41 protein-coding genes and 1 tRNA gene are annotated in these 23,131 nt (G+C 50.0%); all 42 read left to right on the forward strand.

From position 1 onward, the window contains the following. Positions 1-32: 32 nt before the first annotated feature. The 42 genes from LDH74_RS03245 to LDH74_RS03450 all read left to right on the forward strand — a co-directional run bounded on the left by LDH74_RS03245 (position 33) and on the right by LDH74_RS03450 (position 23,025). Positions 33-332 carry a hypothetical protein gene (locus tag LDH74_RS03245; RefSeq protein ID WP_226041204.1) on the forward strand — a complete coding sequence of 100 codons (300 nt, stop codon included), beginning with the start codon at positions 33-35 and terminating at the stop codon, positions 330-332. A 90-nt stretch (positions 333-422) separates the two neighbouring features. Beyond that, positions 423-614 carry a hypothetical protein gene (locus tag LDH74_RS03250; RefSeq protein WP_226041205.1) on the forward strand — a complete coding sequence of 64 codons (192 nt, stop codon included), beginning with the start codon at positions 423-425 and terminating at the stop codon, positions 612-614. Further along, positions 611-913, forward strand: a complete 303-nt coding sequence (locus LDH74_RS03255; protein WP_226041206.1) for a hypothetical protein — start codon at positions 611-613, stop codon at positions 911-913. The genes LDH74_RS03250 and LDH74_RS03255 overlap by 4 nt, the downstream gene beginning before the upstream one ends. 243 nt (positions 914-1,156) lie before the next feature. Continuing rightward, the gene (locus tag LDH74_RS03260; protein ID WP_226041207.1) at positions 1,157-1,522 is read left to right on the forward strand and encodes a hypothetical protein; all 366 of its coding nucleotides are present in this window, start codon (positions 1,157-1,159) and stop codon (positions 1,520-1,522) included. A gap of 17 nt (positions 1,523-1,539) precedes the next feature. Beyond that, positions 1,540-1,728: a hypothetical protein gene (locus LDH74_RS03265; RefSeq protein WP_226041208.1), complete on the forward strand. Its 189-nt coding sequence runs from the start codon at positions 1,540-1,542 to the stop codon at positions 1,726-1,728. Between the two features lie 519 nt (positions 1,729-2,247). Continuing rightward, positions 2,248-2,577: a hypothetical protein gene (locus LDH74_RS03275; RefSeq protein ID WP_226041210.1), complete on the forward strand. Its 330-nt coding sequence runs from the start codon at positions 2,248-2,250 to the stop codon at positions 2,575-2,577. An 11-nt stretch (positions 2,578-2,588) separates the two neighbouring features. Next, a complete protein-coding gene (locus tag LDH74_RS03280) occupies positions 2,589-3,086 on the forward strand; it encodes a hypothetical protein (protein WP_226041211.1) in 498 nt (165 codons plus the stop codon). A gap of 118 nt (positions 3,087-3,204) precedes the next feature. Continuing rightward, positions 3,205-3,609, forward strand: a complete 405-nt coding sequence (locus tag LDH74_RS03285) for a hypothetical protein (RefSeq protein WP_226041212.1) — start codon at positions 3,205-3,207, stop codon at positions 3,607-3,609. A gap of 23 nt (positions 3,610-3,632) precedes the next feature. After that, positions 3,633-4,142, forward strand: a complete 510-nt coding sequence (locus LDH74_RS03290) for a hypothetical protein (protein WP_226041213.1) — start codon at positions 3,633-3,635, stop codon at positions 4,140-4,142. Further along, complete coding sequence (locus tag LDH74_RS03295) at positions 4,139-4,315, forward strand: hypothetical protein (protein ID WP_226041214.1); 177 nt, start codon at positions 4,139-4,141, stop codon at positions 4,313-4,315. The genes LDH74_RS03290 and LDH74_RS03295 overlap by 4 nt, the downstream gene beginning before the upstream one ends. Before the next feature lie 292 nt (positions 4,316-4,607). After that, positions 4,608-5,978, forward strand: coding sequence for a hypothetical protein (locus tag LDH74_RS03300; protein WP_226041215.1), 1,371 nt, complete (start codon positions 4,608-4,610; stop codon positions 5,976-5,978). Between the two features lie 82 nt (positions 5,979-6,060). Then, positions 6,061-6,654, forward strand: a complete 594-nt coding sequence (locus LDH74_RS03305) for a hypothetical protein (protein WP_255680919.1) — start codon at positions 6,061-6,063, stop codon at positions 6,652-6,654. A gap of 75 nt (positions 6,655-6,729) precedes the next feature. Continuing rightward, positions 6,730-6,852, forward strand: a complete 123-nt coding sequence (locus LDH74_RS26415; RefSeq protein ID WP_255680920.1) for a hypothetical protein — start codon at positions 6,730-6,732, stop codon at positions 6,850-6,852. 7 nt (positions 6,853-6,859) lie between these two features. Next, positions 6,860-7,435: a hypothetical protein gene (locus tag LDH74_RS03310; RefSeq protein ID WP_226041217.1), complete on the forward strand. Its 576-nt coding sequence runs from the start codon at positions 6,860-6,862 to the stop codon at positions 7,433-7,435. A gap of 74 nt (positions 7,436-7,509) precedes the next feature. Further along, on the forward strand, positions 7,510-7,947 hold the full coding sequence (locus LDH74_RS03315) for a hypothetical protein (protein WP_226041218.1): 438 nt from the start codon (positions 7,510-7,512) through the stop codon (positions 7,945-7,947). Next, a complete protein-coding gene (locus LDH74_RS03320; RefSeq protein WP_226041219.1) occupies positions 7,947-8,123 on the forward strand; it encodes a hypothetical protein in 177 nt (58 codons plus the stop codon). The genes LDH74_RS03315 and LDH74_RS03320 overlap by 1 nt, the downstream gene beginning before the upstream one ends. Continuing rightward, a complete protein-coding gene (locus tag LDH74_RS03325) occupies positions 8,120-8,452 on the forward strand; it encodes a hypothetical protein (protein ID WP_226041220.1) in 333 nt (110 codons plus the stop codon). The genes LDH74_RS03320 and LDH74_RS03325 overlap by 4 nt, the downstream gene beginning before the upstream one ends. Before the next feature lie 291 nt (positions 8,453-8,743). Continuing rightward, positions 8,744-8,914, forward strand: coding sequence for a hypothetical protein (locus LDH74_RS03330; protein WP_226041221.1), 171 nt, complete (start codon positions 8,744-8,746; stop codon positions 8,912-8,914). 124 nt (positions 8,915-9,038) lie between these two features. Then, complete coding sequence (locus LDH74_RS03335) at positions 9,039-9,827, forward strand: AAA family ATPase (RefSeq protein WP_226041222.1); 789 nt, start codon at positions 9,039-9,041, stop codon at positions 9,825-9,827. Further along, the gene (locus tag LDH74_RS03340) at positions 9,824-10,237 is read left to right on the forward strand and encodes a hypothetical protein (protein ID WP_226041223.1); all 414 of its coding nucleotides are present in this window, start codon (positions 9,824-9,826) and stop codon (positions 10,235-10,237) included. The genes LDH74_RS03335 and LDH74_RS03340 overlap by 4 nt, the downstream gene beginning before the upstream one ends. A 41-nt stretch (positions 10,238-10,278) precedes the next feature. Continuing rightward, positions 10,279-10,668, forward strand: a complete 390-nt coding sequence (locus LDH74_RS03345; RefSeq protein ID WP_226041224.1) for a hypothetical protein — start codon at positions 10,279-10,281, stop codon at positions 10,666-10,668. Between the two features lie 61 nt (positions 10,669-10,729). Next, on the forward strand, positions 10,730-11,167 hold the full coding sequence (locus LDH74_RS03350) for an HNH endonuclease (RefSeq protein ID WP_226041225.1): 438 nt from the start codon (positions 10,730-10,732) through the stop codon (positions 11,165-11,167). 2 nt (positions 11,168-11,169) lie between these two features. Beyond that, positions 11,170-13,197 carry a hypothetical protein gene (locus LDH74_RS03355; RefSeq protein ID WP_226041226.1) on the forward strand — a complete coding sequence of 676 codons (2,028 nt, stop codon included), beginning with the start codon at positions 11,170-11,172 and terminating at the stop codon, positions 13,195-13,197. 64 nt (positions 13,198-13,261) lie between these two features. Next, a complete protein-coding gene (locus LDH74_RS03360; RefSeq protein ID WP_226041227.1) occupies positions 13,262-14,128 on the forward strand; it encodes a hypothetical protein in 867 nt (288 codons plus the stop codon). An 85-nt stretch (positions 14,129-14,213) separates the two neighbouring features. Next, positions 14,214-14,501 carry a hypothetical protein gene (locus tag LDH74_RS03365; RefSeq protein ID WP_226041228.1) on the forward strand — a complete coding sequence of 96 codons (288 nt, stop codon included), beginning with the start codon at positions 14,214-14,216 and terminating at the stop codon, positions 14,499-14,501. Positions 14,502-14,548: 47 nt separating this feature from the next. Beyond that, a complete protein-coding gene (locus tag LDH74_RS03370; RefSeq protein WP_226041229.1) occupies positions 14,549-15,013 on the forward strand; it encodes a hypothetical protein in 465 nt (154 codons plus the stop codon). A 202-nt stretch (positions 15,014-15,215) separates the two neighbouring features. Further along, a complete protein-coding gene (locus tag LDH74_RS03375; protein ID WP_226041230.1) occupies positions 15,216-15,356 on the forward strand; it encodes a hypothetical protein in 141 nt (46 codons plus the stop codon). After that, a complete protein-coding gene (locus tag LDH74_RS03380; protein WP_226041231.1) occupies positions 15,353-15,982 on the forward strand; it encodes a hypothetical protein in 630 nt (209 codons plus the stop codon). The genes LDH74_RS03375 and LDH74_RS03380 overlap by 4 nt, the downstream gene beginning before the upstream one ends. Beyond that, positions 15,979-16,212 (forward strand): hypothetical protein, encoded by a 234-nt coding sequence (locus LDH74_RS03385; RefSeq protein WP_226041232.1) that lies wholly within the window; start codon positions 15,979-15,981, stop codon positions 16,210-16,212. The genes LDH74_RS03380 and LDH74_RS03385 overlap by 4 nt, the downstream gene beginning before the upstream one ends. 119 nt (positions 16,213-16,331) lie before the next feature. Further along, entirely contained in the window at positions 16,332-16,976 is a 645-nt protein-coding gene (locus LDH74_RS03390; protein WP_226041233.1) for an HD domain-containing protein, read from the forward strand. Next, positions 16,973-17,317 carry a hypothetical protein gene (locus LDH74_RS03395; RefSeq protein ID WP_226041234.1) on the forward strand — a complete coding sequence of 115 codons (345 nt, stop codon included), beginning with the start codon at positions 16,973-16,975 and terminating at the stop codon, positions 17,315-17,317. Before LDH74_RS03390 ends, LDH74_RS03395 begins: the two co-directional genes overlap by 4 nt. Further along, positions 17,317-17,619, forward strand: coding sequence for a hypothetical protein (locus LDH74_RS03400; protein WP_226041235.1), 303 nt, complete (start codon positions 17,317-17,319; stop codon positions 17,617-17,619). The genes LDH74_RS03395 and LDH74_RS03400 overlap by 1 nt, the downstream gene beginning before the upstream one ends. After that, positions 17,616-18,098, forward strand: coding sequence for a hypothetical protein (locus LDH74_RS03405; RefSeq protein ID WP_226041236.1), 483 nt, complete (start codon positions 17,616-17,618; stop codon positions 18,096-18,098). The genes LDH74_RS03400 and LDH74_RS03405 overlap by 4 nt, the downstream gene beginning before the upstream one ends. A 360-nt stretch (positions 18,099-18,458) precedes the next feature. Then, positions 18,459-18,577: transfer RNA gene (locus LDH74_RS03410), tRNA-OTHER, on the forward strand. Between the two features lie 850 nt (positions 18,578-19,427). Then, on the forward strand, positions 19,428-19,802 hold the full coding sequence (locus tag LDH74_RS03415; RefSeq protein WP_226041237.1) for a hypothetical protein: 375 nt from the start codon (positions 19,428-19,430) through the stop codon (positions 19,800-19,802). Further along, on the forward strand, positions 19,799-19,993 hold the full coding sequence (locus LDH74_RS03420) for a hypothetical protein (RefSeq protein WP_226041238.1): 195 nt from the start codon (positions 19,799-19,801) through the stop codon (positions 19,991-19,993). Before LDH74_RS03415 ends, LDH74_RS03420 begins: the two co-directional genes overlap by 4 nt. Then, positions 19,990-20,307, forward strand: a complete 318-nt coding sequence (locus LDH74_RS03425; RefSeq protein ID WP_226041239.1) for a hypothetical protein — start codon at positions 19,990-19,992, stop codon at positions 20,305-20,307. Before LDH74_RS03420 ends, LDH74_RS03425 begins: the two co-directional genes overlap by 4 nt. Further along, positions 20,304-20,570, forward strand: a complete 267-nt coding sequence (locus LDH74_RS03430) for a hypothetical protein (RefSeq protein WP_226041240.1) — start codon at positions 20,304-20,306, stop codon at positions 20,568-20,570. Before LDH74_RS03425 ends, LDH74_RS03430 begins: the two co-directional genes overlap by 4 nt. Before the next feature lie 127 nt (positions 20,571-20,697). Beyond that, positions 20,698-21,120, forward strand: a complete 423-nt coding sequence (locus LDH74_RS03435; protein ID WP_226041241.1) for a hypothetical protein — start codon at positions 20,698-20,700, stop codon at positions 21,118-21,120. Position 21,121: 1 nt separating this feature from the next. Next, a complete protein-coding gene (locus tag LDH74_RS03440; protein WP_226041242.1) occupies positions 21,122-21,802 on the forward strand; it encodes a helix-hairpin-helix domain-containing protein in 681 nt (226 codons plus the stop codon). Positions 21,803-21,836: 34 nt separating this feature from the next. After that, entirely contained in the window at positions 21,837-22,379 is a 543-nt protein-coding gene (locus LDH74_RS03445; RefSeq protein ID WP_226041243.1) for a DUF5758 domain-containing protein, read from the forward strand. Next, entirely contained in the window at positions 22,288-23,025 is a 738-nt protein-coding gene (locus LDH74_RS03450; RefSeq protein WP_226041244.1) for a hypothetical protein, read from the forward strand. The genes LDH74_RS03445 and LDH74_RS03450 overlap by 92 nt, the downstream gene beginning before the upstream one ends. Positions 23,026-23,131: the final 106 nt, after the last annotated feature.

Below are 23,131 nucleotides of genomic sequence, written 5' to 3' on the forward strand. Positions count from 1 at the left end.
GTACGTGGTAAGTATACGATAGGGTAGAAGCCATGACCATTACAACAACCGATGTCCGTCAATGGACGCAGGACGAGTTTGAGGAGATCAAGGAGATGTTGCCAGAGGAGGCCGATTTCGCTGGCATTTCAAGTTCGTTCAACCCGTCTGTGGAAGCGTCGATCGGACGTGGAAGCACGCTCGATGAAATTGAGCGAATCGCAGACGAGATCGAATCAGAATTCTGGGCGAACAACATCCCAGTTGAAGAGATAAAAGTGAAGGCTGGATACGCGGGGACGACCAGTTCTGTTCTAATCCTCGACGTGTGCCTGGAGTGGGACGATGAGTAAGTACGAAATGAGTCAGTGCCCAGAGGATGGGTGTCTCGGTCTTGTGACCGAACTTCATGTCCGAGATGGTGTGGATGCGAAGTGTACCACATGCGGAACGCGGTTCGAAGAAAAATTGGTGAGGGTAGAACGATGAATAATGATATTCCAGACGGATTCGAGGAGCATGGAGTAGATGCGGAGGCGGTGAAAGAACAACTTGGGTTATCAGGACACCCACTTGATGTGAAGATGGTGGGGAGACACGTGGTGTTCACGGTTCCAGAGGAGAGAGATCAATGACACGAAACAACCTACAGAAACGAATTAACGAGTTGCTCGATTACCACGAGGAGCATCGCCACGGCAGTACCGCATTCCAACTGGGAGTGCTTATGAGGGCGAGAGAGCAGCGTGATGATGGTGGAGATTCAATGATGGTAGAAGAGGTCAAAGCCATTGAAAAAACCGCTCTCGCGCTGCACAGACTTGTCACTAACGACGCATTCCCGTTCGAGGCGCTCGAAGACGCACTCGATAATATGGGAGTCGTGTACGATGAGCAGATGGAGATGTTAAAGATGAGGGAAAACGATGATTAAGACAATTCAATCATACAACAATAAACTGATTCGGAAAGTGGTTAAATCGTGGAAGAGTATCTGGAATAAAGACGACCGTGGGATCTTAAAACTGGTGAAGGTAATGGTCTTACTCACAGTCCACGGTTCGTTGATACTAACCTGGGTGATGGTAGAGTGCCTAATTGGAATTTTAGGCTGGCTGTTGTTGCCAAACGACGAGTTTGAAGAGTTAGAAGATCCGATTGAAGAGGTGTTAGCAGAATGAATAACAAACGAGAGTACATCGAATCACTCGATATCGGTGAACGAGACGTGTACGCAGACATGGTCATGCGGAGCCTTAGAGGATCGTGGGGCTCGCCTATACCGCGGGTCGAGATCCTTAAAACGATCGCTGACGTGGGTGGTCTCGTCGTTTATGACGATGATGAGTTAGCAGTAAAGGCAAGTTCATATCTGGAGACACATTACCGAGACGGGCGGTTCTTTAGATCGTATTATCAGAATGCGGATATCAACATTCCCGAGTTGGCTGGAGAGGGCAAAGTTCATCAAATGGCGTCCCACATCCCTAATGACTTGACGTGGGACGACTGGAAAATCAACAAGGTGTTCAACGACGAATGACGGTAGAAAACGACCGTATGAGCGACGAAGAGTACGCTTATACCTTCGATCCTATGCATGACCTTGCAGAGCGGTGGGATATTACAATGGATGATGCTGAAGTGTTTCTCGAACGTGTGGGATACTTCAATACCGAACAGTACCACGATATAGCAGAGAAGTTCAGTCCAACGGATCCAGAGCACCACGAAAACAGGCTTGATTAGAAAGATAATCATGAGCATTCGCTGTAAACTGTTCGGTCATAAGTACCCGTGGGATGCACATCAGGAGAAGAAAGCGGAGAACAAAGCAGCCCAATACGTCTGCCAGAGGTGTAGAAGTATTATCACCCGAGACGTAGAAAATGCACTGTTCACGCCAAACGAAGGCGCTTGATTACCTGAATAATCATGAGTGAACACGAAACGGATTGGGGAAAACGCGCACGTATAGCCCTACTATTGGGCAATGTGGAAGACGCACGGTTATACTACTACCGTAAGGCGAACGCCGAACAGATTTGATTATTTTACTAATTCAGAGTGCGGCTGAAGATCGAGCGTCGTTCTAATTTTTAACCAACACTCGCCACGCAGACTCATCTCCGTTGGTTAACCCCCTAATCGAAAATCTGCGATTTTCACCCCTAATTACATTTCTGGCGATTTTTGTGTCATTCATTTGTTGTTACCATATCCATACCAGAAGGTTTATTAACAACCCCGCATTATAGTGGGATGTAGATGGTAACTAACGTGCAAGCCACGTCGGATGGAAACGCCTACCGTCGCGCAGACCCGCAAGAACCCGAAGTCGATGTCGAGAAACAAATCGAGATCTCGCGTGACGATCTGCTCTACGATGGAGACCGCCTACTCGAGATGCGAGACGAGTTTGGTCCAGCCACCGAGATCAAGCGACACGTCCAGACGACGGCGATGATATACGAAATTCGGACGGCGCTCAAGTACTGGAGTGGGGAGAGTCAGACACACCGCACGTGTGGGGCTGTGTGGCGTCGATGCGAACTGGTAGAGGAAGGCGTCGATCGATCTGTTGTTTCCGAACTATGAATGCGTCAAAAATGGGAACTGTAAAGAAGATACAGTACACGACCGCCGCGCTGTTCGAAGATCCAATGCGGGATCAGAAGAACGGTCCTACGGGTGCGGGTACGAACGTCCTACGGGTAACGTTCCGTGGACCGAGTGGTGATATCCATATCCACGATCTTCCGAACGGGGATTTCACGCTCCTCAACCCAACGCTCCAATTCCTGGCCTACATCGGACGACGCCCGTCCGACCTCAATGGAACGAAACTCGAGATGTCTGGCGTGCAAATCCCAGTTGTACGGACTGGGAAAGACGATTATTCGGTGGCTAAAGGTGTTCTCGAGGTCGGTGAAGAGAGGCTCGAGGAATGTGTTTGGGGGCCGCTTGTGGGCGCTGAAACAGAGCCGATTGAGGATGGAGCGGCTGTCGAGGGGGGTAATGACGACAACGATACGGACTCTGATGTGGCTGAAATTACGGTGGAGAACGACCCAGATAGGCGTGGATTGACGATACACACCAGTTAATCACGAATTAAAGATAGTAGCTTACCACTAACATACCATAACGAAACACTTTAGTATGCACGTAAACTATACTCAGATGGACATGGTCGGTAACAATTTCGGAAGCAACTTGCAACATATGGCTGAACCAGACATGCCTTCAAAGCGGGAGGAGGCTGTTCACACAACGCTTCAGGACTATGAGGCGCTGTATCTCTGTCAGATGTTGCGTGAGTGGGCTGCGTACCACAGTGATGATGTGGAATCTTCGATAGCGAAGGGGTATATCGAGTGGATGCAAAAGAACGTGCGAAAACTCGAGAACAACGCCGTCGATATCTACGCGCACACGCCGAAAGCCGCCGAGACGTTGAACAAGGCGATCGAACAGTGGGCAAACGACTATCGAGAGCAACTGAAACGGGACGTATACTCGGATATATCGTCCGCTCTCATAGATCTCTGGGGGCGACACCACAGCGAGACCGTCAATGCGGATGCGGGGAGGCAGGAGTACGATCCTGCGCCGAGTCTCGACATTTAACCGCTGTCACCTCCATATTTATAATGTCAGTTCAAGTCCCTAAGAAAGTGGTATCGGCATATGGATCGGATGAGTTAGTCCAGATCGTTGAATCTAACGAGTTTGGTCCAGAAATTAACAGCGACATGGCAGAGCGTCTCATCGAGTTAGCGAAACAACGGACGCAATCCCGTGGAAATCCGCTCGAAGTGACAAAGGACTACCTCCTTTGTACGACGTGGGAGAACTTCTGTTGGGACACGTTCGGCGGGTCCGAAAAGGGGGATGAGACCGTTCCAAACCGCTTCGCACTCGTCACACCGAACTTTGGTGTTTCGGGTGATGCATGGCTCTGCAAAAACGCAGTCACGGTCGATCAGTGGTGGCTCGAGGAGGAGGACGACCGACGCAGCCAGATCGAGGAGATTGACCAGAGCGATTCCGAATTCCATGACGAATCGGGTGTCTTCTGGGCACCGAAGGATTACACCGCACTGATTGGTTTCGGAGACGGTCTCGTACAAGAATCCGCTACGGTGGCCGATGCAATGTGAGTCACCGAGTAACTGCGTGGACGTTTGAGCACGCCGATGTCCTGCTGTTGTTTATCGGGATGTTCGTCGCGTTCACGTATGGTGCGGTCAACCTCTCCCTCCGTGGTGCGGTGTTCCTTACCGTATTCACGGGGTTGTTTACGTTGTTCATCCAGCGTATTGAGCGGATCTAACTTTTGTGATTGTGGCGGTCTCGTTTGACGTTACCACCGTGAGCACTGTTCTTTTTTAGTTCCGTTCCGCAGTCTGGACATTCGAGCATTCCACGATAGTTTTCTTTCAATTCGTCTTCCTTTCTTCCCGATTGACATACGTTGCAATATTCCACGTCCCTACCACAGCCCAACAGGATAATGAATGTTTTGGCCTCACACAGTTGCGTGTTACTTACCAGATGCGTACCGAAAGGCTTTTTAATATATACCACCTACTAATGAGTGTGAAGTGCCCAATGAGGTTCAAAGCATGAGCAACGAAGACAATAACGCGGACGACGACGGGTACACGACGTATCCCCAGGTCACTCAGCACCCCCACTCGATCGTTGTGGGAGATGAGATTGTGGATATCGTCACGAGCGCGACGATTGACAGCAACACCGAGGATACTGGAACTGGTATTGGTGTTGTTTTCAAAAACCCGACCGTTCCGAAAGGTTCTGTCTGGAAGCAGCGAGACATTCCAGGCGATTATCACGATTCGGCTGCGGAATTCAACGCCGATCTCAAGGTTGCATTCGCGGACGATGGTGACTACGTGAACGGTGTCGAGGTAGACGAGGTCGATATTGGCGATGCGGTAGTTCGAATCGACGCTGCACTCGGTGAAGGTAACGAACTGGATACTGAGAACGACCAGTTCCGTGATTATCGTCTCCCCGTTGATTACAAGATTGCCGATAAGAACGACCGTGATGTGGAGGTTCAAACGGTAGAATTCGACGGTGAAACAAAGACGACGGGTATCGATGTTGGTGGGGGTTCGTTCCAATCCACCGAAGTTGAATCGTTCGACCACGATGAAGTGATGGTTTGGTACGGGGGAATGGCAGGTCAGTTCATCCTTCGAGCGCTGGATATTAACGGCCTCCCATCCGCTCGTTACAAGGACGACGGATATCTGGTCAAAGGCGTTCTTCAACACCCACTCGGTTGGTTCGACCGAGATACGGAGAACTACAACGTCGATAGTACCGACCGCTCGAAACTCGCTCGTGATGCGTCGAACGGTGGTCTCGGTCGTCCACCGCGTGTTGTTCGTCCGCTTATTCTCCAGAAAGATCTCGAGGGAGAATCGGTATTCATCGGAATCGATCGGTATAACGGTGGTCGGATGTTGGAAGCGACGACCGCCTACAACGATTTCGAAGGTGACGACTACGAGAGCGCCACCGACATCGACCTTCATTACGAACCAGAGATCGATGATATCATCTGTGAAGAATTCGACGTAGATGATCCGACCGAAGTCTACGAACTGTACCACGGTGATGGTTGGCAGCCGAAGATCGACGGTGGTGATGAAGGTAACGACACTGACACGTCTGGTGCCTCGTTCGACGTGAGTATGGGTGACGACGAGGATGAGTCAGACGACAGCGGTGTTGACCATCCCACTGAAGACGAGCAGCAGTTCGGTCAGATGATATCGGAGCAGATCGCTGGCCGTACGGACGCTGATCCAGACGATGATATCTTCGAGGGCGCGGATGGAAAGACCGATCTCGAGGGGCTCGTCGGACTCAACGCCGAACAGTTCTCCGTAACTCCCGACGTGGACGCGATTCGAACTGTCGTGTATTCAAACACCGATCATCTGAACACTGGGGACTTATAGGAAGATACCGTTTCTATTAGTATAGTTTATGAAATGCGATTTTTGTAGCTCGGATTATGAGAACCTTGGTCAACACTGGGCCATGTCTTCATGTCCATATCCAGACATTTCTCATTTAGATGATTTCTTTACAGGATGTTTGATGGGGGATGGATGGATTGACCATAGCGGTAGCAACCCATCTTTTGGGGTGGGTTCTAAAGAAAAAGAATATGTTAATTATGTAGATGGGATGTTGGGGAACGTTTCAACTAACATTCGAGTGAGAGATCTGGATGATGGGGGAGGATATGGGAATGGGACATTCTATGTACTAACCACCCGCCGACACCCACATTTAGATAAATTTGCGGGCTGGTATGATAGTGGTGAGAAGGTTTGGCCTGATAGTGTTGATCTGACACCAACAACGCTGAAACACTGGTTTGTTGGGGACGGGACTTTTGATAATACCAACACTGCGTTTAGGGTTTCCATCGCATGTTACAATGAGAGAAAAAACGTGGACAAAATATCATCTTACTTTAGAGATGTAAGCTTACCAGAACCAAATTATTACCATGAGTCGGAGAACGCATTTAAAGTAGTCTGGTCGGCTGACGCCACTCGAGAGTTGTTTGAGTATATGGGGGACCCGTTACCTGGGTTTGAATACAAGTGGCCTGACGGGTATTAATTGGACTGGGGTTGGGTTGTTACCATAACCTTTTTATTTACTTACCACGTATGTACATACGGAGAAGCCCAACCCATGAACGAAGAAGACAAGAACGACGCTCAACGCCAACTCGACAGCGCGGTAATGGCATTCAGCAACGATGACGAGGAGTACGGCATGTTCAACATCGGTCGGGCGTACGAAAAACTCAACTAACACAACAATGACGCTAACTATTCCAGCAGAAGACGGCGAGCACAGTATCGAAGACTATGACGTGACGGTTGAACTCGACTACCAGTACGAACTCGGTGGTGGGGGCTACGACGCTGCAAAGGTCTCCACCAGAGGAGGGGTCGATATCTATCTGGATGAAGATGGGGATTACTGGATTTCGAAGAGCCACTGTTCCGAGGATGCGATTCTCCCGCTAACCAACGGTGAGTTTGCAGACGTACTTGCCGAATTCGATGCGGAAGAGGATATCGAGGTTCCTGAAGAAGAGGGGACGTATTATCGACAGGGTCGTGAGATTACTGTCGAGGAAACTGAACCAGAGTACGAAACCGAACTGCGCGGATATCCCGCCACGCTGATTTGGGAAGACAATCCTATCGAAGTATATGAGGATTCTGACGGGGATTACTGGATCAAGCAGTATCATCGGGATGATGATTGCGCCACTCTCATCATGGAATCGAATCCCATCTACGACGCCATTAACGATGTCGTCACGGAAAGCGAGGAAGATGGTGTGACAGCAGACGGTTGTAGCGGGTCTGACGGTCTGTTTGCATAGCGTAGTATAACGTCTCTTTTCGGTTATTGTTTGGTATGGAAAGTTTTATAGTGTGGTAGGTACTTGGTAGTGGTATGGGACGAAGCCATACCCACGAATGGAGACCATTGGACGAAGATGATCCAGTCTTCGAAGATGGTGCAGCCATTTTTCGCCAACAGTGTGACCACGTCGAAATTCTGGGCTCACAGACCAGTTCTCGTCACGATGAGACGTTCTATGAGGAAGGCGCACAGTGCCCAGAGACGCAACACATTCGCATGGACATGCGAACCCTCGGTATTGGAGACGACACGTTCACGTTCGCTAAATGCGTGAATGACTGGTTCTCGCGGAACGAAGACCACGAGGATTTTGAGACGGTTGAGAGCGCCGTCATGGAGATCGAACAAGCAATGAGGGATGGGGAAGGGGAGATCGATGAGATCGATCCAGACGCCACTCACGGGCGTGTAGTTGCTGAGTATAACGACATTACAGCGATTTACACTCCCAACGGGGTTGAAGAATAATGGAACTAACCATTAAACACGCCTATAGTCAAGGCTACGAACCTATCTCAAACATCAAGTACTTCGAAGTTCTTGATGATCCAGACGAGCCTGGAGAATCGCTATACTGTGAGTTTAAAGACGGACATGAAGAGACGTTTAAAGATGTGGATATTGCGGGAGGTGACGCCGAATGAACGATTCGGACCACAAACTCCAGATCGGCGCACTCGAGTTAGCGTTAGAAATTCAGAAAGAGAACCACGATCTTGTCGAGCGAGTGGACGCTCATAACCAGAGCATCCACATTGTTCCGAAGGGCAACCTCACCCAAACCGAGCGAGAGATGTTGGAAGATGCAGCCGAGGAGTGGGTCGATGGGTACCCGTATACGGTTAGCGAATGGTGGCCTGATCGACAGAACAACGAAATACCGCTCGTCATTGGGTCGTATTGGCCGACTGGCGGTCAACTGTCTGCCGAACAACTCGAAACGTATGACGAATTCGTACACTCAGAAACATGAATAAAGCCTATTGTCCAACTTGCCAGCGAACGGTCGTACCGAGTGAACACAACTGCGATTCGCCGCTGCTGACGGAGAGTGGGGGCGATCTTCATCCATCTGGCGATGTCCGAATTACCGAATCGGACGTTCGTCCGAACGGTAAGGGGGTGAATACAGCAGTATGAGCGAGGTTGAGCAGCACGGATCGTTGTACTGTCAGTCATGTCGATGTAAGCGGTATCACCACAACCACCAGTGTCAACACTGTGGAAAAACCAATCACCGTTCGAAAAATGCAGTTATCGGACAATGACAAAATACACCCTAAATCTAATTGAGGCCGAGGTCGGTGAAGAGATCGACGTTCCAGACGATGCTGAGGAAGTGGAACTGGAATATTACACGATCAATCCGAGTATCGACGGGGAGTGGGTACGAAAGCAGATGGTTCGTATCAAATTCCTCACTCCTATAGAATAGATAGGAAGCTTTTTATTTGCGTACCACTTACTTACCATCGGATGGAAACGATAGACGATTTCGAAGTGGTTCACCACGATGGAAAACTCGGCATTCGGGTTAAAGGGACCAATAACCCGAACACGTGGGTGGCACTACACAGTCTTCGGGTTTTGAAGGCGCGTACGAATTACGAAATTTCGAGCAAACTACCATGAATGTTCAACAGAGCCAAGATGAGACAAGTGTCGAGATCGAGCAGATTCAAACGGTCAATGGGGAACCAAGCAAGATCGATGCGAACGTGTTCCTCTTTATCGGTCTGCCTGGAACGGGGAAGACGTACGCCGCTGAGGTAGCAGCAGAGACCCTCGACGGTACGTCACACGAGTTTTCGGACTACGTTCGGTATGCGTATGAAGCCGAGACGGGTGGCGAGACGGATGATAATTCCCTTGGCGAGTGGGCCGCACAGAAGAAGGCTGAAGAAGGCGCAGACCACTTCGCTCGAGGACTTTGTACGTCTCTGTCTCAAGGCGGGATTCCGCGTTCGAAGAACATGTGCGTGGCGGGTGTGCGGTCGCCAGAAGAGGCTGAAGCGTTTCGAGAGCGGTTCACGAACGTTACTGCCGTGAGTATCTGGACGCTTCCAGACATCCGTTACGATCGTCTTGAGGAACGTGAGGGTGACTACTCCTATACGACGTTCCATGAGCGGAAGCAGCGAGAACTATGGGAGTGGAACTGTATCAAATTCTTCACGGACGACGATTATTACGACTATATCATTCCGAACAATTTCGAGAAGGATCTGTTCGAGAACAAGGTTAATTCGGTTTGTAACTTCGTTGCAGACGGGTTCGAGTACGAACCGTACACCGAAGACCCGTTCCCAGACGGACTCAGCAGCCAACACATCGCGCAGTATCTATGAACGAACACGATCAATTCATTTACGACCGTCGAGTTGATGAGGCCGTTCGACAGTGGCTTGAGAAAAGCACGTCGAACGTGGCAAAGTGGGGACTTCAGGACGTTGGAACCATGCTTCTCGCCACGCAAGAGGAACTTGCGGAGGTGGTTGAAGAGGCCGATCCTCACCTTCAACCCAGTGAATTTGGACTTAAGGCGGGGCTGAAGGAAATAGAACGATTGGGTTTTAATATTCGAGATGTCCACGAAAATATCTACGAGGATGAGGATGGTAATCCAGTAGACGACCCACCTTCGTTCGAATTCGATCCATATGAAGATGATCTCGATCGGATTGAAGATGAGTTAGCCGATACAGCCGCGCTCCTCATCCAGATCCAGGCCGCTATTGTTCGGGCTCGAGAACAGTAAGCGTCACAAGTCTTTTCATTCAGTTCTACGTACCAGTAGCCATGCGACGTAGAACATTCGTTACATGTATCGCAGTAGCATTGAGTGGTTGTTCAGCATCTGGGGACGAAGGTGACGACGAAAAAGATGTCGAGAAACAAGAGCCAGATGTAGCAGAGAACCTTGGTGTTCACAACGATCATGAAGGTCCACCAATCGTAGATAGTACCCTTGGGAGAGGTAATGCTTTGAACGTCAAAGTGTACGTCAAGCCCGAAGAAGAACCGAAAAATAAGGATCTGTGGGTCTATTTTTACGAAGGTGATGAAATGGTACAAGAAACTGGACCAATTAGTTTCGAACTTACTGATGAAGGCGACATCCTCGAGACGTTGCAACCGACTGACGTGCCGACGTACGACGGGTATAAAGTCGCCCTCCGATCTCAGTAATTGCTTAGTACTTACCAGATAGGAACCTTTTTATTGCAGCAGCGCCTATTATCTGGTGAGAATGGACGGTAAGCAGTACCAGAAAAAATCGGTACTTCAGAGATTATATGTGGGGTGTGGAATGTCTGACCGTGAGATTGCCGAGAAATATGACGTTTCACGCACTCTGATTGGACATTGGAGGCGGAGACATGGCATTGAGGGTAGAAGTATGGAGGAGTATGCGGCTCTTCGTCCAGCCACCTTTGAAACCAGTGAGCAAGGCTATGAGTGGTGGAGGGCGGACACATCAGACGATGTGCTTCGTGTATATGTACACCGTCTTCTCGCGGTTTCAGAGCATGGCTTTGACGAGGTGACAAGTTCCGACATTCACCACAAAAATGGAATTAGGTGGGACAATAGGCCAGACAATATTGATGTGAAGGGTGTGAGTGAGCACCGACGCCACCATTCTGAACAGGATCGTGAGAGAAATGAAAGCGGTCAGTATATTTAAACATGGATTTCGAAATTGAAGTAAGTGACGAGACGGAGCCCGATTATAGTGTCGCAGATAACTTCGCAGAGAATTTGGTCGATGCGATTCGGAGTGATATGGTCGGTAACGAGGGTCAGTTCCTTGCACTCAACGCAGCCTACGCGAGTGGACTTTCACGAAACCCAGATGAGTATCTTCAGATCATCGTTCGAGGAAAGAGCGGTGAGGGGAAAACAGAACTGAAGCAGAACGTTGACAAGGGTTATCCGAACCATTGGCTTCTGCGGACTGGTTCTACGTCTGACATGGGTCTTGTTGACTCGGGTGGTATGTGGGACGGGGTCTACATCGGTGCCTTTGCTGAATTTCAGCAGATGCAAGGGAAGATGTTGGAAATGGTCAAGTCGAGTGCGGGCGACGACGCTGACGAGCGTGGTGTTGGGTTTAGCCACACACGTAACGTTGACGAAGGTGAGGATGGACGTGGGGCGGACGAGATCGAAAAGCAGGCAATGCCCACCGTTTTCCTTTTCGCTGACGAGAATAACGCCGAAATCCCTCGGGAGTTGCGCACTCGCCAAATGACCGTGCGTGTCGAGGCAGACAAGGACATCAATCGGGCCGTCGCCAAGATGATGTTCGATTACCAAAAGGTCGAGGCGGGCGAACGGGAGTTCGAATACAACTTCAACTTCGAAGAGGGGAAGAACGCAATTCAGAACCACATTGCGAGCATTCCTCGACCGCTCGACCCGCTATGGGAAGATGATCCAAAGACCTACTCCTACCCCGTTGCAATCCCGTATGACGAGGATATCGAGTGGCCTGTGAACGACCATCCAACGATCGACTCGTATGGGTGGGCTGCATTCAAGGTCCTCGACCCAATCCTCAATTACAATAAAACCGACAGCAAGCGTGGGGCGAAGGCGATTGCAAACCACATTCGGGCTCACGCTCGACTGAATTATCACAACCGTGAGTTGATGGAGATTAACGGTGTAGACCACATCGTTGCGGAGCCGCAAGACATCGGGAACGTCATTTCGTATCGAGATCTGCTCCTCAATCTCACTCACGGGATGGATGAAAAGAAGTTCGCTGTAATCGAGGCGCTCACTGACCCACATAACGGGGTTGGCGGAACGGGACCAAACGGTGGTGTCCAGGCCACGCTGAAGGATATCGCAAAGTACATCGATGAGCACGCCGACATCACGGCGATTTCTAAGTCCCAACTCCATAATGCGACCACCAACAATGGTGTTCTCAATCAAATGGAGGAGGACTATCTCATCGAGATTCACAAGGGAGATGGGCCGAACGGGGCGCACATGTTCGAATTCCTTGGCGGGAGCACGTTCGGACACCCCAATATCGGACAGTACGCCGAACTGTTCGAGCACGTCACCGATCCGATTCGAGACCAGCCTATCTCGGATACGATATCGATGTTCAAGAAGGAACTGGCAACTGAGACGACTGAAGACCTTCTGGACAGTAACAACTCGATGATCCAGAGCGACGATGGTGACGACGAGTCAGAGACCGATGAGAGCAATGAGGATGGTCTCTCAGCGTTCGGAGGTGGGGTATCCGCTGGCAGTCGCGCCAGCGACTCCACTGACCCGCAGGGACGCGGTCCCGATGGAGGCGATGGTGACGACGTGGAGTTTTCTGAAGCCGAGCACGCTGTCGCTGACGCCCTTAGAGAGACACTGGATGATTGCAGAGTTGAACCGCAGTATCTCGATGAAGACGCTGACGGTGGTCTCGCCACGTCTCACATGCTTGGTGCGAGCCCCGTTGAGAAATATACCGACGATCGTGGTCTCCCTTACGTTCGTGCGGAGCGACCGTACCAGAGTGGTGATAAGGACGATAGCCCGCTCGACCCAGACAGTCCACTGTGGGGCGATATCTCGAGTGGGCAGGCACAGAGCAACGTCGAGAACGCGATCAAGAAACTACGATCTGAGGAGGTGTTCGAATCGCACGACGAGCCCGAGGGTGAAGGCATGTATCTCGTCGTCCACGACATCGAATAAAGCGTTGTTGTGGTGTAGTTACCAGTTAGTAACCTTTTTATATCCACGACTATTATTTGTTGGTATGGGAGATGTTTGTGTCACATGTGGGAATGAGTACGCGAGTTTATATCAACATTATCATACATCATTTCCCTCACACAAACCTCAGTCGTGGGATGAATGTCATTCATGTGGTGAAAGATACAAATCGATTTCAAAACATTGGTCCAAATCCGAATGTCAACACCCTCCTTTAACCCAACGACAGTATGAAATAATTACAGGACTTGTCATGGGTGACGGTTGTGTGGGTAGGGAGGATGGTAAATCGCCCCGACTACACGTTAGGATGATTACTAAGGAGTATCTCGAGTTTCTTGATAGTGAGTTTGAGATTCTTGGAACTGGAGTATCACTGTATAGAACGGCGGAAGAGGGGGCTAAATTGAATCGCAAATATGATTTTCGCCCGAACGCCGATTCGAAAAACTATCATGATTGTTATTATTGGGGGGTGTCCAATACACCCCATCTCAACGAATTCGCATCATGGTATGACAGTGGTAAAAAGGTGTGGTCTGAAGGCATTGAATTAACACCAACTGTATTAAAACATTGGTATGTAGGTGATGGGTGTTATGTGGATCACGATAGCAATGATTATATTAAAATATCTCTTTCCAACGAAGTAGATAGTGAGGAAAAGGTCGGGGGGTATTTTGAAGACGTAGGGCTACCACGACCGAATAGATGGGGAGTTGGTGAGCGAAGGGACGGAGGTGTGATATGTGATGCAGTTTGGAATATAGAAGAATCATATGAGTTGTTAGAATATATGCTTGAAGATGAGTACGGTATACCTCCTGGGTTCAAATATAAATGGCCTGAAGAATTCCACGAAGATAACATTATTGAATCGAGTCGAACCCCCGTCGAAGCTACTATTTAGTTACCAAGTAGAAACCAAATAGCAACCTTTTTCTTATTCCAGTTCGTAGTATACGTTGATGACGAAAGGTTTTGTCAGTGACGTGGTGAACGACGATACCGTAATGAGCAGCCCAGACGCAACTGTTTCTATCGACGTTTCAGACCTACCACCCGAACAAGCGTTAGCTATCGCTCGAGAGGGAGATATTGAGAATCAAGATCCATATGTAGTGGGTGAGGTGATGTGTGGAAACGAGTCGGCTGTGAGCGAACTGTATGACGTGGAGTTTCACCTTCCTCTCGGTGTGGCGCTCACTGTCCTCTCGAACGCGGGTGTGATCGATCTCCCGCAAGAGCCACCGCAAGAAGCACCGCCAGAGCCCGCAGAATAGATACACACCAACAACTTTTTACGTACTTACCACTTACTAACAGATAGATGGGAGACAACGAAGACGACCCACTGACCTTTGCAAAGATCATGGATGTGGCGGAGATTACCGTCGAAAACAATCGAGAGGAATTCGACGGTGAAATGCCCGATCATGGCGCTCGCCTCATCGTTCAGCGGGCGGCTGACATCCTTGGCACCCAGACCAATGTTGAGTTGGCCGAAGGTATGGATCAGCCGTTCGAAGACGAGGAGCGGAAAGAGGGACTTGAGGAGGACGTTATCGACGTAATCCTCGCTATTGGTGCATTCGTCCATGAAAACGATCTCGACGTTGAGAGTGCGTTCGAGGAGCGCATTGAACTGATGGAAGCGTACAACGAGGCTGAAGACATGCAAGCCTTCATGGAGGAAATGTTCCCAGAGGAGATGGAGGAGATGGGGGTTGACGTTGGTGACAACGTCGATGCGGAGGGGTATGAGCCCGAAAATGTCGATCGAACTTTCTCATGAACAGTAACACACCAGACATCATCAGCAATCCCGTACAGCCAGGAACGAACGTAGACGCCGAGTGGTATCGACACGACCAAGTCGATCGGTCGTTCCAGTAGCCCGATAGTCTCAGACCATCAACTGATGGTCTGTGAATTGTGGAATTGATGTTTGATTCCGCAACCTTTTTACTTACGTACCTCTTACTTACCATGTAGACATGGGAGACGATACAGACAAAACCGATGAGATACGTCAACAGATTGAAGACAGCGACTCGGTTCGTGAAGACCGTGACGCTGATCGTAGCGACAGTCCCCTACTTACTCTCGATCAAAATGAAGGAGAAATTGAAGAATGAGTAACACAGTTGAGTTTAGTGAGTCCGAACTGGAACGAGTAAAAGAAAGTGAAGTAGTTAAAAAAGGTGGGTATAGTTTTTCCAAAATGGGTGCTGGAAATTATGAGATTAATTCACGATATATTAGTTCATCGGGTATGGACAAACTCGAGGAGGAGGGGGTGTTGGATTTCGGTCCCGATAATGTTACGGTCGTGTTAGAACAGACCGACGACCGTCCAGAGGCAGCCCACGTCCTTGAAGAGACCGCCGATACGGTCACGAACAAGATGGGGGATTACGGTAATTCCTGGGAGAAGGTGGGTGTTCTCAAACGGGTCATGGCCGATGAAGATGGACCGCAGATCGTTTATCTCTACCCCGATGGGTGGTCTGAGTCTAAACGCAGTGATGACGACGTGGAGCCGTTTGAAGCGGTTATTCTTGCGGACACGCCCCAGAAGACTTCCACGTTCGAAGAAAACGCTGACGACGTGATTACGCGCCTTCTCGACAAACTCGTACGGGCGTACAACCTCCTCTTCCTCAAGGACGAACCAGACGTGGAGAACGAGAGTACCGAAGACGCAGGCAAGGATCTGACTGGCTACTCGAGTATGCTAACTTCGCTGATCCGACGAGCATGACTGAAGAAAACAACATGTGGCCGTTTGAAATTGGAACGATTATCAAATTTGCCACCCCGTGTCAAGGAGATCTCTACGCCGAAGTGAAAGCGCACACTGGTGGTGTGGCTGTGGTGTGGTGGCACCCAGATTCGGTGGCTCACACGCTTGATGCGTTGGAAGGGCGTTTATTCCTCAAAGGAATTGAGGTTGAAGATAACTACCGAGTTATTCGACACCCATCTGAGTAGAACCAAATAGTTACCCCTACGGTCAACAAGTTGACCGTTGATTTGTGGGTCCGCTGCGTTTTACTTACCGAACCCACACCGAAAACCTTTTACTTACTTACCACCTACTAACGTAGTAGATGGGAGAAACTGAACTGGATCGTGAAGAGGTATTACGACGATTTCCAGAGATCGAGGACATTGACGGTTCCGAGTGTAATCCGCACTCGGAAATTGATGGGGACTCCACCGACTCCCCATCAGATTCTGACCTCGCCGACGAGGTGGTCAACGTCCTTACTGAAGCACCAAATTACTTCTGGACGGCTCCAGCGGCGAGCAACCACCATCAAGTTGAGCACCAGTCTCGTCACGGACTCTGGCTGCATACCAAGCGGGTGTGTACCGCGTTCGACGGACTGTATCAATCGATGGTGAATCAGGGTTTCATGTCCGATGAAGACGTGGAATGCGGGCGAGCGGCGTGTATCATCCATGATATCCTGAAGTATGGTGAGCCGCCTACGTCCGTCGATGGGACGGTTAACAACCATGATGTTATCGCAGCAGAGTGGCTCGAGGCAAACTTCGATTTGCCAGACAAGGTCGTTGACGCTGTCGAGAGTCACATGGGTCCGTGGGGGAAGGGAGATAATCCGACTACCCACCTCGAGCAGATGGTACACATTGCGGACATGACTGCGAGTCGTGAGGGTTGGCGCATTCCCGTTAAAGACCCACATGAAACGCTCGAAGACGCATTTCCTCGAGTTGGTTCACGATGACAGTAGTAAACCTATTCGAATGTAATGTCAGTGGTTATCGGTTTGGTGCAAAGAACGACGTAGTGGAATTTGACATCATTCGACAGCGGAGTGGATACCCGTTCGAAACGTACAATGAAACAGTTCACATCAGTCTCGATGTACTTGATGAGAATGGCTTCATGTACCCAAGTGGGGTTGAATACGTCGCGGTTGAGCGGGATGAGGAGAGCGAAGAAATTGTTGGGATGAAAGCAGATCTCGGGTCCACTGGTGGGCACGAGTATTTCGAGCGAGATAGTGTCTTGATTGACCACTACGAATCGTTCTTTCGATTCGTTGAAGAGGAGATGCTATACTAATGACAAAAATAAAATATCACGCCCCACGTCTGCCCGATGAACATGATGTGTACGAGGTTTATTTCACAAGTCACAGCAGTAGAACTGAAACCCACGATGGTAGCATCTTCTTTAAGCCGCTGGATATCGGCTTCAAGGAGGTGGCATGTCGAATGCACGGCACTCGAGAACGTGAGGAATACTTGTCGAGTGCGGCAAAACGGTTGATCCGTGAGAAAAAGGAACCTGTGGTATACGATGCTGATGGAAACATTGTAGCAGAGTTAGCAGTAAGTGAACGATACGATGGGGATAAACAATGAACACTGTCGAAAAACACGAGACTGACGAGACGTGCAACGTTTGTGGACGAGATAACGTGGTTAATGAATACGGTCGGAGATCGTGCAATAATCTATCCACGTGTCCAGCCGCAAAGAACAGTGCTGATATCAGTTGGAACAGCACTGACGAGGAGATAGAGGAGTGGAAAGAAGAGCAGATTAACGATTCGGTAGATAACATGGATACTGGTACGATCAACGGTGTTGACGATCTCGAGAAGGACGATGTGGTGACAATCGATCATGATGAGATTCAAGGTCTCTGGGATGTGAGTGATACCGACGAAATCGATATCGGTTTTTCGCAAATCTATGTTGCTACAATCGTAAAGGCTGGACGACCACGCGCACTCGTTGGACCATGCACCAACGGGGATGGGAATACAATTGAAGTTCGTAATATCGACACGGATGAAGTTCTGTTCAATATATCCCCAGACGATATCGAACATCCGTAGTAATTCACAAGACTTTTATTACCAGATGTCGTAGAGATTATTGCCGTGAAAGCGGCGTTCCAACGCATTGGACGAATCACTGTAACGGGAATGGCTTCACTGTTCTGGTCCCTGGAAAGGGATCAGGCTCCGTTACTTCGCGGGGTGGCTCTACCTCTCAATACTGTGTGGTTACAGGAATGTGTACGTAGATGTGGTTAAACCCCACACCACTCCAGTTACCAAATTACGACCAGATAGAAACCTTTTAGTATACACAGTCCCTATGTATAGATGGGCAAAGCACTGACCCAAACCCGCACCAGATTCGTGCCAGTCGCGGGGGCCTCGACACCATACGAGGTTAGCACGGATCAATTTGGGGAGATAGTGTAGTGGCAGCACGGTGGTCCCGACTCGTCTGAAAAAGCGAGCGGTCAACGGATAAAATTCGTTGGAGAATCTAACCACAAACGTGGGTTCGAATCCCACTCTTTCCATTCGGGAGAACGAGCTTGCAAGCATAATAGAGAACTCAAAAAGGGTGTGGGTGCAACTCCCACCATCTCCCACTCGCGCCTTTGGGCAGCGTGTACTAAGTATCGCTCACGCCACGAAAGTGGGGCAAGGTCGATGCGTAAATCCATGATTCTTTGTAATCCTCTGGTCGCCTCGAGCAGCCCCCACGGACGTGGTTGTTACCGCCGTGTAAGACAATGATCCCTCACTGAAGGGCTCTGAGACTTACATAGTCGGATTGTGTCAACACACACGGAACACATGCTAACTGTGAATGGAGAAGGCTGACATCCTACTGTTCATCTGAGCAAGAGTATGAGCCGTTTGACAGTTTCGGCTTGAAGCCCACATGACCATGTCTGCTAACGCTGTAGGGAGGTAGTAGCTCACAACAGTATGGCGGATCAAATCATGGCCCTGGCGGATGCGACGATCCTGAAGGTGAAACTTCAGATAGTCCTCCGTATTAAGGGACGTGAGACAGAGAACGCCCTCGACTAACGGACGTGGGTGTGGGAACCAAACTGTACCAGAAGTGAGATAGGATCCAATCATATATCGCGGGGTGATGATCGTGGCGTACTTTTCACGTGGTTGAAGCCTCTACACTATGCTGATTCCACTTTTTTAGAAAACATTATAATACTCGAGTAGCAACACCCACGTGCTCCTTTCGAGGAGCGTACATGGCTTCGTAGTCCCGCGACAACGGGGATTCGGAGTGCGGGAGTGCCATTCACACTCCCTTTGAATTAAACCAACAAGCTTTCTCTATCCCCACGTACTTACCAGATGGTAACGTTTTTGTAGCCAGAGTACCTATCAATAGACGTGACTCGAATACCAATTAGACTTCGTTCTAATGAGGAGAATCAACTCGATGAGTTTGTTCCGCAAGCCATTGAGAATCTTCGAGAGATCGAACTGGAGGATGAAGCGGACGACCTTTCGAACGTTGATATCATCGACAACGAGGATGGGACGTTCTCGGCTGAAGTGGGTGAGTGGGCGACAATTATCAGCGCCCTCCGAACGCTTCGAGAGGATGAGTCGCTACGGTCGTGGTGGCTTCGAAAGAAGTTGGCCCGTCGTCTGTCCAAAGCGACCGAACATCTCGACCTCGATGGAGAAGAGGAGGGTTCTGAAGACTCAACCCCCACCCCTCGAGCCGAAGAAAGTGGTATCCAAACGGAGGCAACAGCATGATGCACGCCGAAGAGGAGATTAAACAGGAATCTGTCGAACAGATGGAGATGGTAGCTGAAGTTCTGGAAGAATCAGCACCGTCGCTCGCCCAGGCATGTTACACGCTCTACGAAGAATTCATGGAGGCTGGCTTCAGTAAGAAACAGGCGACGATGTTGGTCGCTGAGATGGAGGCAATGGAATTAGAATGAGCGAGATCAAAACGCCCAACTTCCGTCTTACGACGTGTATGCCTGTATCAACTGGACACCACTACTGTTTCAAAGACCGTCGAACGGACATGGTGGTTTACTTCGATGAGGTGAAGGTTTACGACGGTGTCGTGGACCAGATCAAATTCTACGATTCTAACGGCGATCGGGCGGGGCACATTGATGATATCGATCCGCTCCCCCAAATCGTGATTGACACCCTCGAGCACATCGAAGAGCACGACGAGTTTCTAAAAACGGCAAGTATCGTTCCGTCGAATATCATCATCCCAGACGCCGAATACAGCATATGAACGAGAGTGAATACCTCGAGCAGTATGGCGATAAGACGTATAGCGAACTGGCTGAATTGAACGACGACAATATCAACGACGATATGCAAGAAGATCTCGAGGAAGATCGGGCTGAATTCTTCGAGATGTCGCAGATCATGATGACCATGTTCACGCTTACCGAGATGTTCATGGCCGATCAGATCACCCTTGAGCAGTATTTTCGAATCTTGGACATCCTTGACGAGCGGGAGACGGAAGTAGACGCCACAATGATGTGGTAGCATTCGGCGCTAAGCGCCTCTTACTTCTCAGACAAAATTAGAGATTGTGTCTTAGAAACCACTTGGTAACTAAACGGAAAGTACATCGCAACCTTTTTGTATGTATCTCCCGTATATAGAAGTGTAGATGGGAAGAATTGCAAACGGCCTCAAGGCGCTATTCGGTATCGGTGGAACGGAGACACAGAGCGGACTCGAACAACTCGCAGACATCCTCAACAAGCGTGAATCCACGCTTGCGCTTTCGGCGGTGTACCGAGAACCACAACCCGATCAGATGGGTGAGGAGACCATCGTTTTCCCCGCTACTCTCTACCACGACGGTGAGATCTACGGGACGACGCAACGCGAATTTACCATTCCAGACGACGGGCTCGATGAGGCTGACAGTCCGCTCGCGGCCTTCGTTGCGGAGGCAAACGGTGTTGATGCGGCTGAAGTGACGTTCGACCACGTCGCCAACATCGAGGGAATGACCGCGGACGCAGACATCGATTCGTTCGGTCAGGTCGTCGTCAACACGCCAAACAGCGAAGAAGAGGAAAGCTAACATGATCGAAAACGCATCAATCATTGGCGGGGGAGTAGTCGTTGGTGGAATTGCACTAATCGCAGCCGCAGCCCGATTCTACCGTAAGGGCGGTACTGTCGAGGGTGACGTTGATGGGGACGGCGAGACCGAAGTTACGTTCAGTTCGCCGCCAGAAAACGACTGTCAAGCAGAAGAGGCGACTGAAGACGATGGGGCGGAAGAAGACAGTCCCGTTCCAGACGCTATCCTCGAGATTGAGGATATCGAAACTATCACTGGAATCGGTCCTACTCGAGCAGAAACCCTCGTTGAGAACGGCTTCGAGACCGCTGAGGATCTCTACAACGCCGCTGACGAAGACCTTCTCGACGTTGATGGGTTCGGCGAACACGCCGTTTCCCAGATCCGTGGTGACATCGGGAGTGTTGAAGAGGGAAATGGAGAATCTGACTCGGATGAGGGAAATGGAGAATCGAACGAATCCACCGAGACCGAATCCACTTCCACCGAAACGGACGAATCGAATACGTCGGAAGACGATACGGATGGGGATGGGAGTACTGGGGATGAGGAAACTGAAACCGAAGACGACGCTGAAGACCCCGAGTCTGAAGCGGAAGCAGATTCTGAGACTGAATCGGACTCAGAAGTTGACGGAGACTCCGCTGACTCTCCGTCAGAAGCGGTAGCAGCGGAGTAAGCAGATAAAAAATTTTGGCTATAAGATTACAACAATGTTAGGACTTGCACGTAGTTCGACGGTCGCTGAATTGAAAGACGAACTTGAAGAGACGGAACAGGAACTTAGTCGAGCAGAACGACGAAAGAGCACGCTGCGGCGGATGCGCGATTCGCAGCGAGAGAGGGAGCAAGACGCAGTTGAGTCGCTTAAAGCGGCACTCGAGGCAGGCGAGTTTGACAACCTCGAAGACGAGAGTTGTAAGGTTGAAGAACTGGACGAACCTCGAGTTGTCTGGAAGAAAGGCCAGTTTTATATTATCGAACTGGTGATCCCCGCTGGTGAGACGGTCGTCCATACCACAGACTCGAAAAAGCGGGTTAGCAAAGCCTATGTCCGTGAATTCTACCACAAACACGATGGTCCAGTGGTTGAAAAAGAAACTGAAGACCGATCTATCCACGACCATTCCTTCACTTACCGTCGTGGGAGATTCGTTGAACCAGATGGAACGCTGGATACACAGACGTGGCGTGCATGTACTCGAGGAATTCACTGTTTCGCCACTCGAGAAGAGGCAGCGGACTACTTCAACTGAAATGGTCCGAATCAGTCTCGACGTGGAGGGCGTGCTGTCGAACACTCACAAAGCCGTCTGTGCCCGCAGTGAGCAAGTTACTGAAGAGATGATGCAGGAGTGGGGTTTCCCCACTGAAGACGATTACAAGGAGTTTATGCATGTCTCACAGAACCTCTGGCACAACCACCATGAAGAAATCCCACCAATGGAGAGTGGGGCAACATTCCGTGAGGTGACGAGCGGGCTTCGGGACTACGGACACACTGTCGATATCGTCACCCATCGCCACAATCTCACGGGCGAATTGGCCGATTCGTTCGAGAGTGAGTACGGGTACTCACCCGTCGAAGTCGATGAGCAAGTGAAGGCGTGGTTGGACTACTACACTGTCGAGTACGACAATTTCCTGGCCCCATCGGAGGAAAAGGACGAATTGGACTATGACGTGTATGTGGACGACAAACCCGCCCTCGCAGAGCGCATTGCCAATGATCCAGAGCGAGTTATCGCACTGCGAGACCGCCCGTACAATCAGGATGTAGACGACAGTAGCATCCGTGTGGAACGGATCAACTCTCTCGATGAGTTGTTGTTCCAACTGACCGACCACTACACTGTCGAGGCTGTTCGAGATCTCTGCGCCCCACCACAGAAAGTAAAATGAGTGGAAAATTTGAAGAATTAGAGACGTTCATTCAAGAGAACGAGTTGGCATTGGAAATATATGCCGAAAACGGGAATGAAAGATCGGATCTCGTTGCCACGCTCCT

Source organism: Natrinema sp. DC36, from assembly GCF_020405225.1.
GTDB lineage: Archaea > Halobacteriota > Halobacteria > Halobacteriales > Natrialbaceae > Natrinema.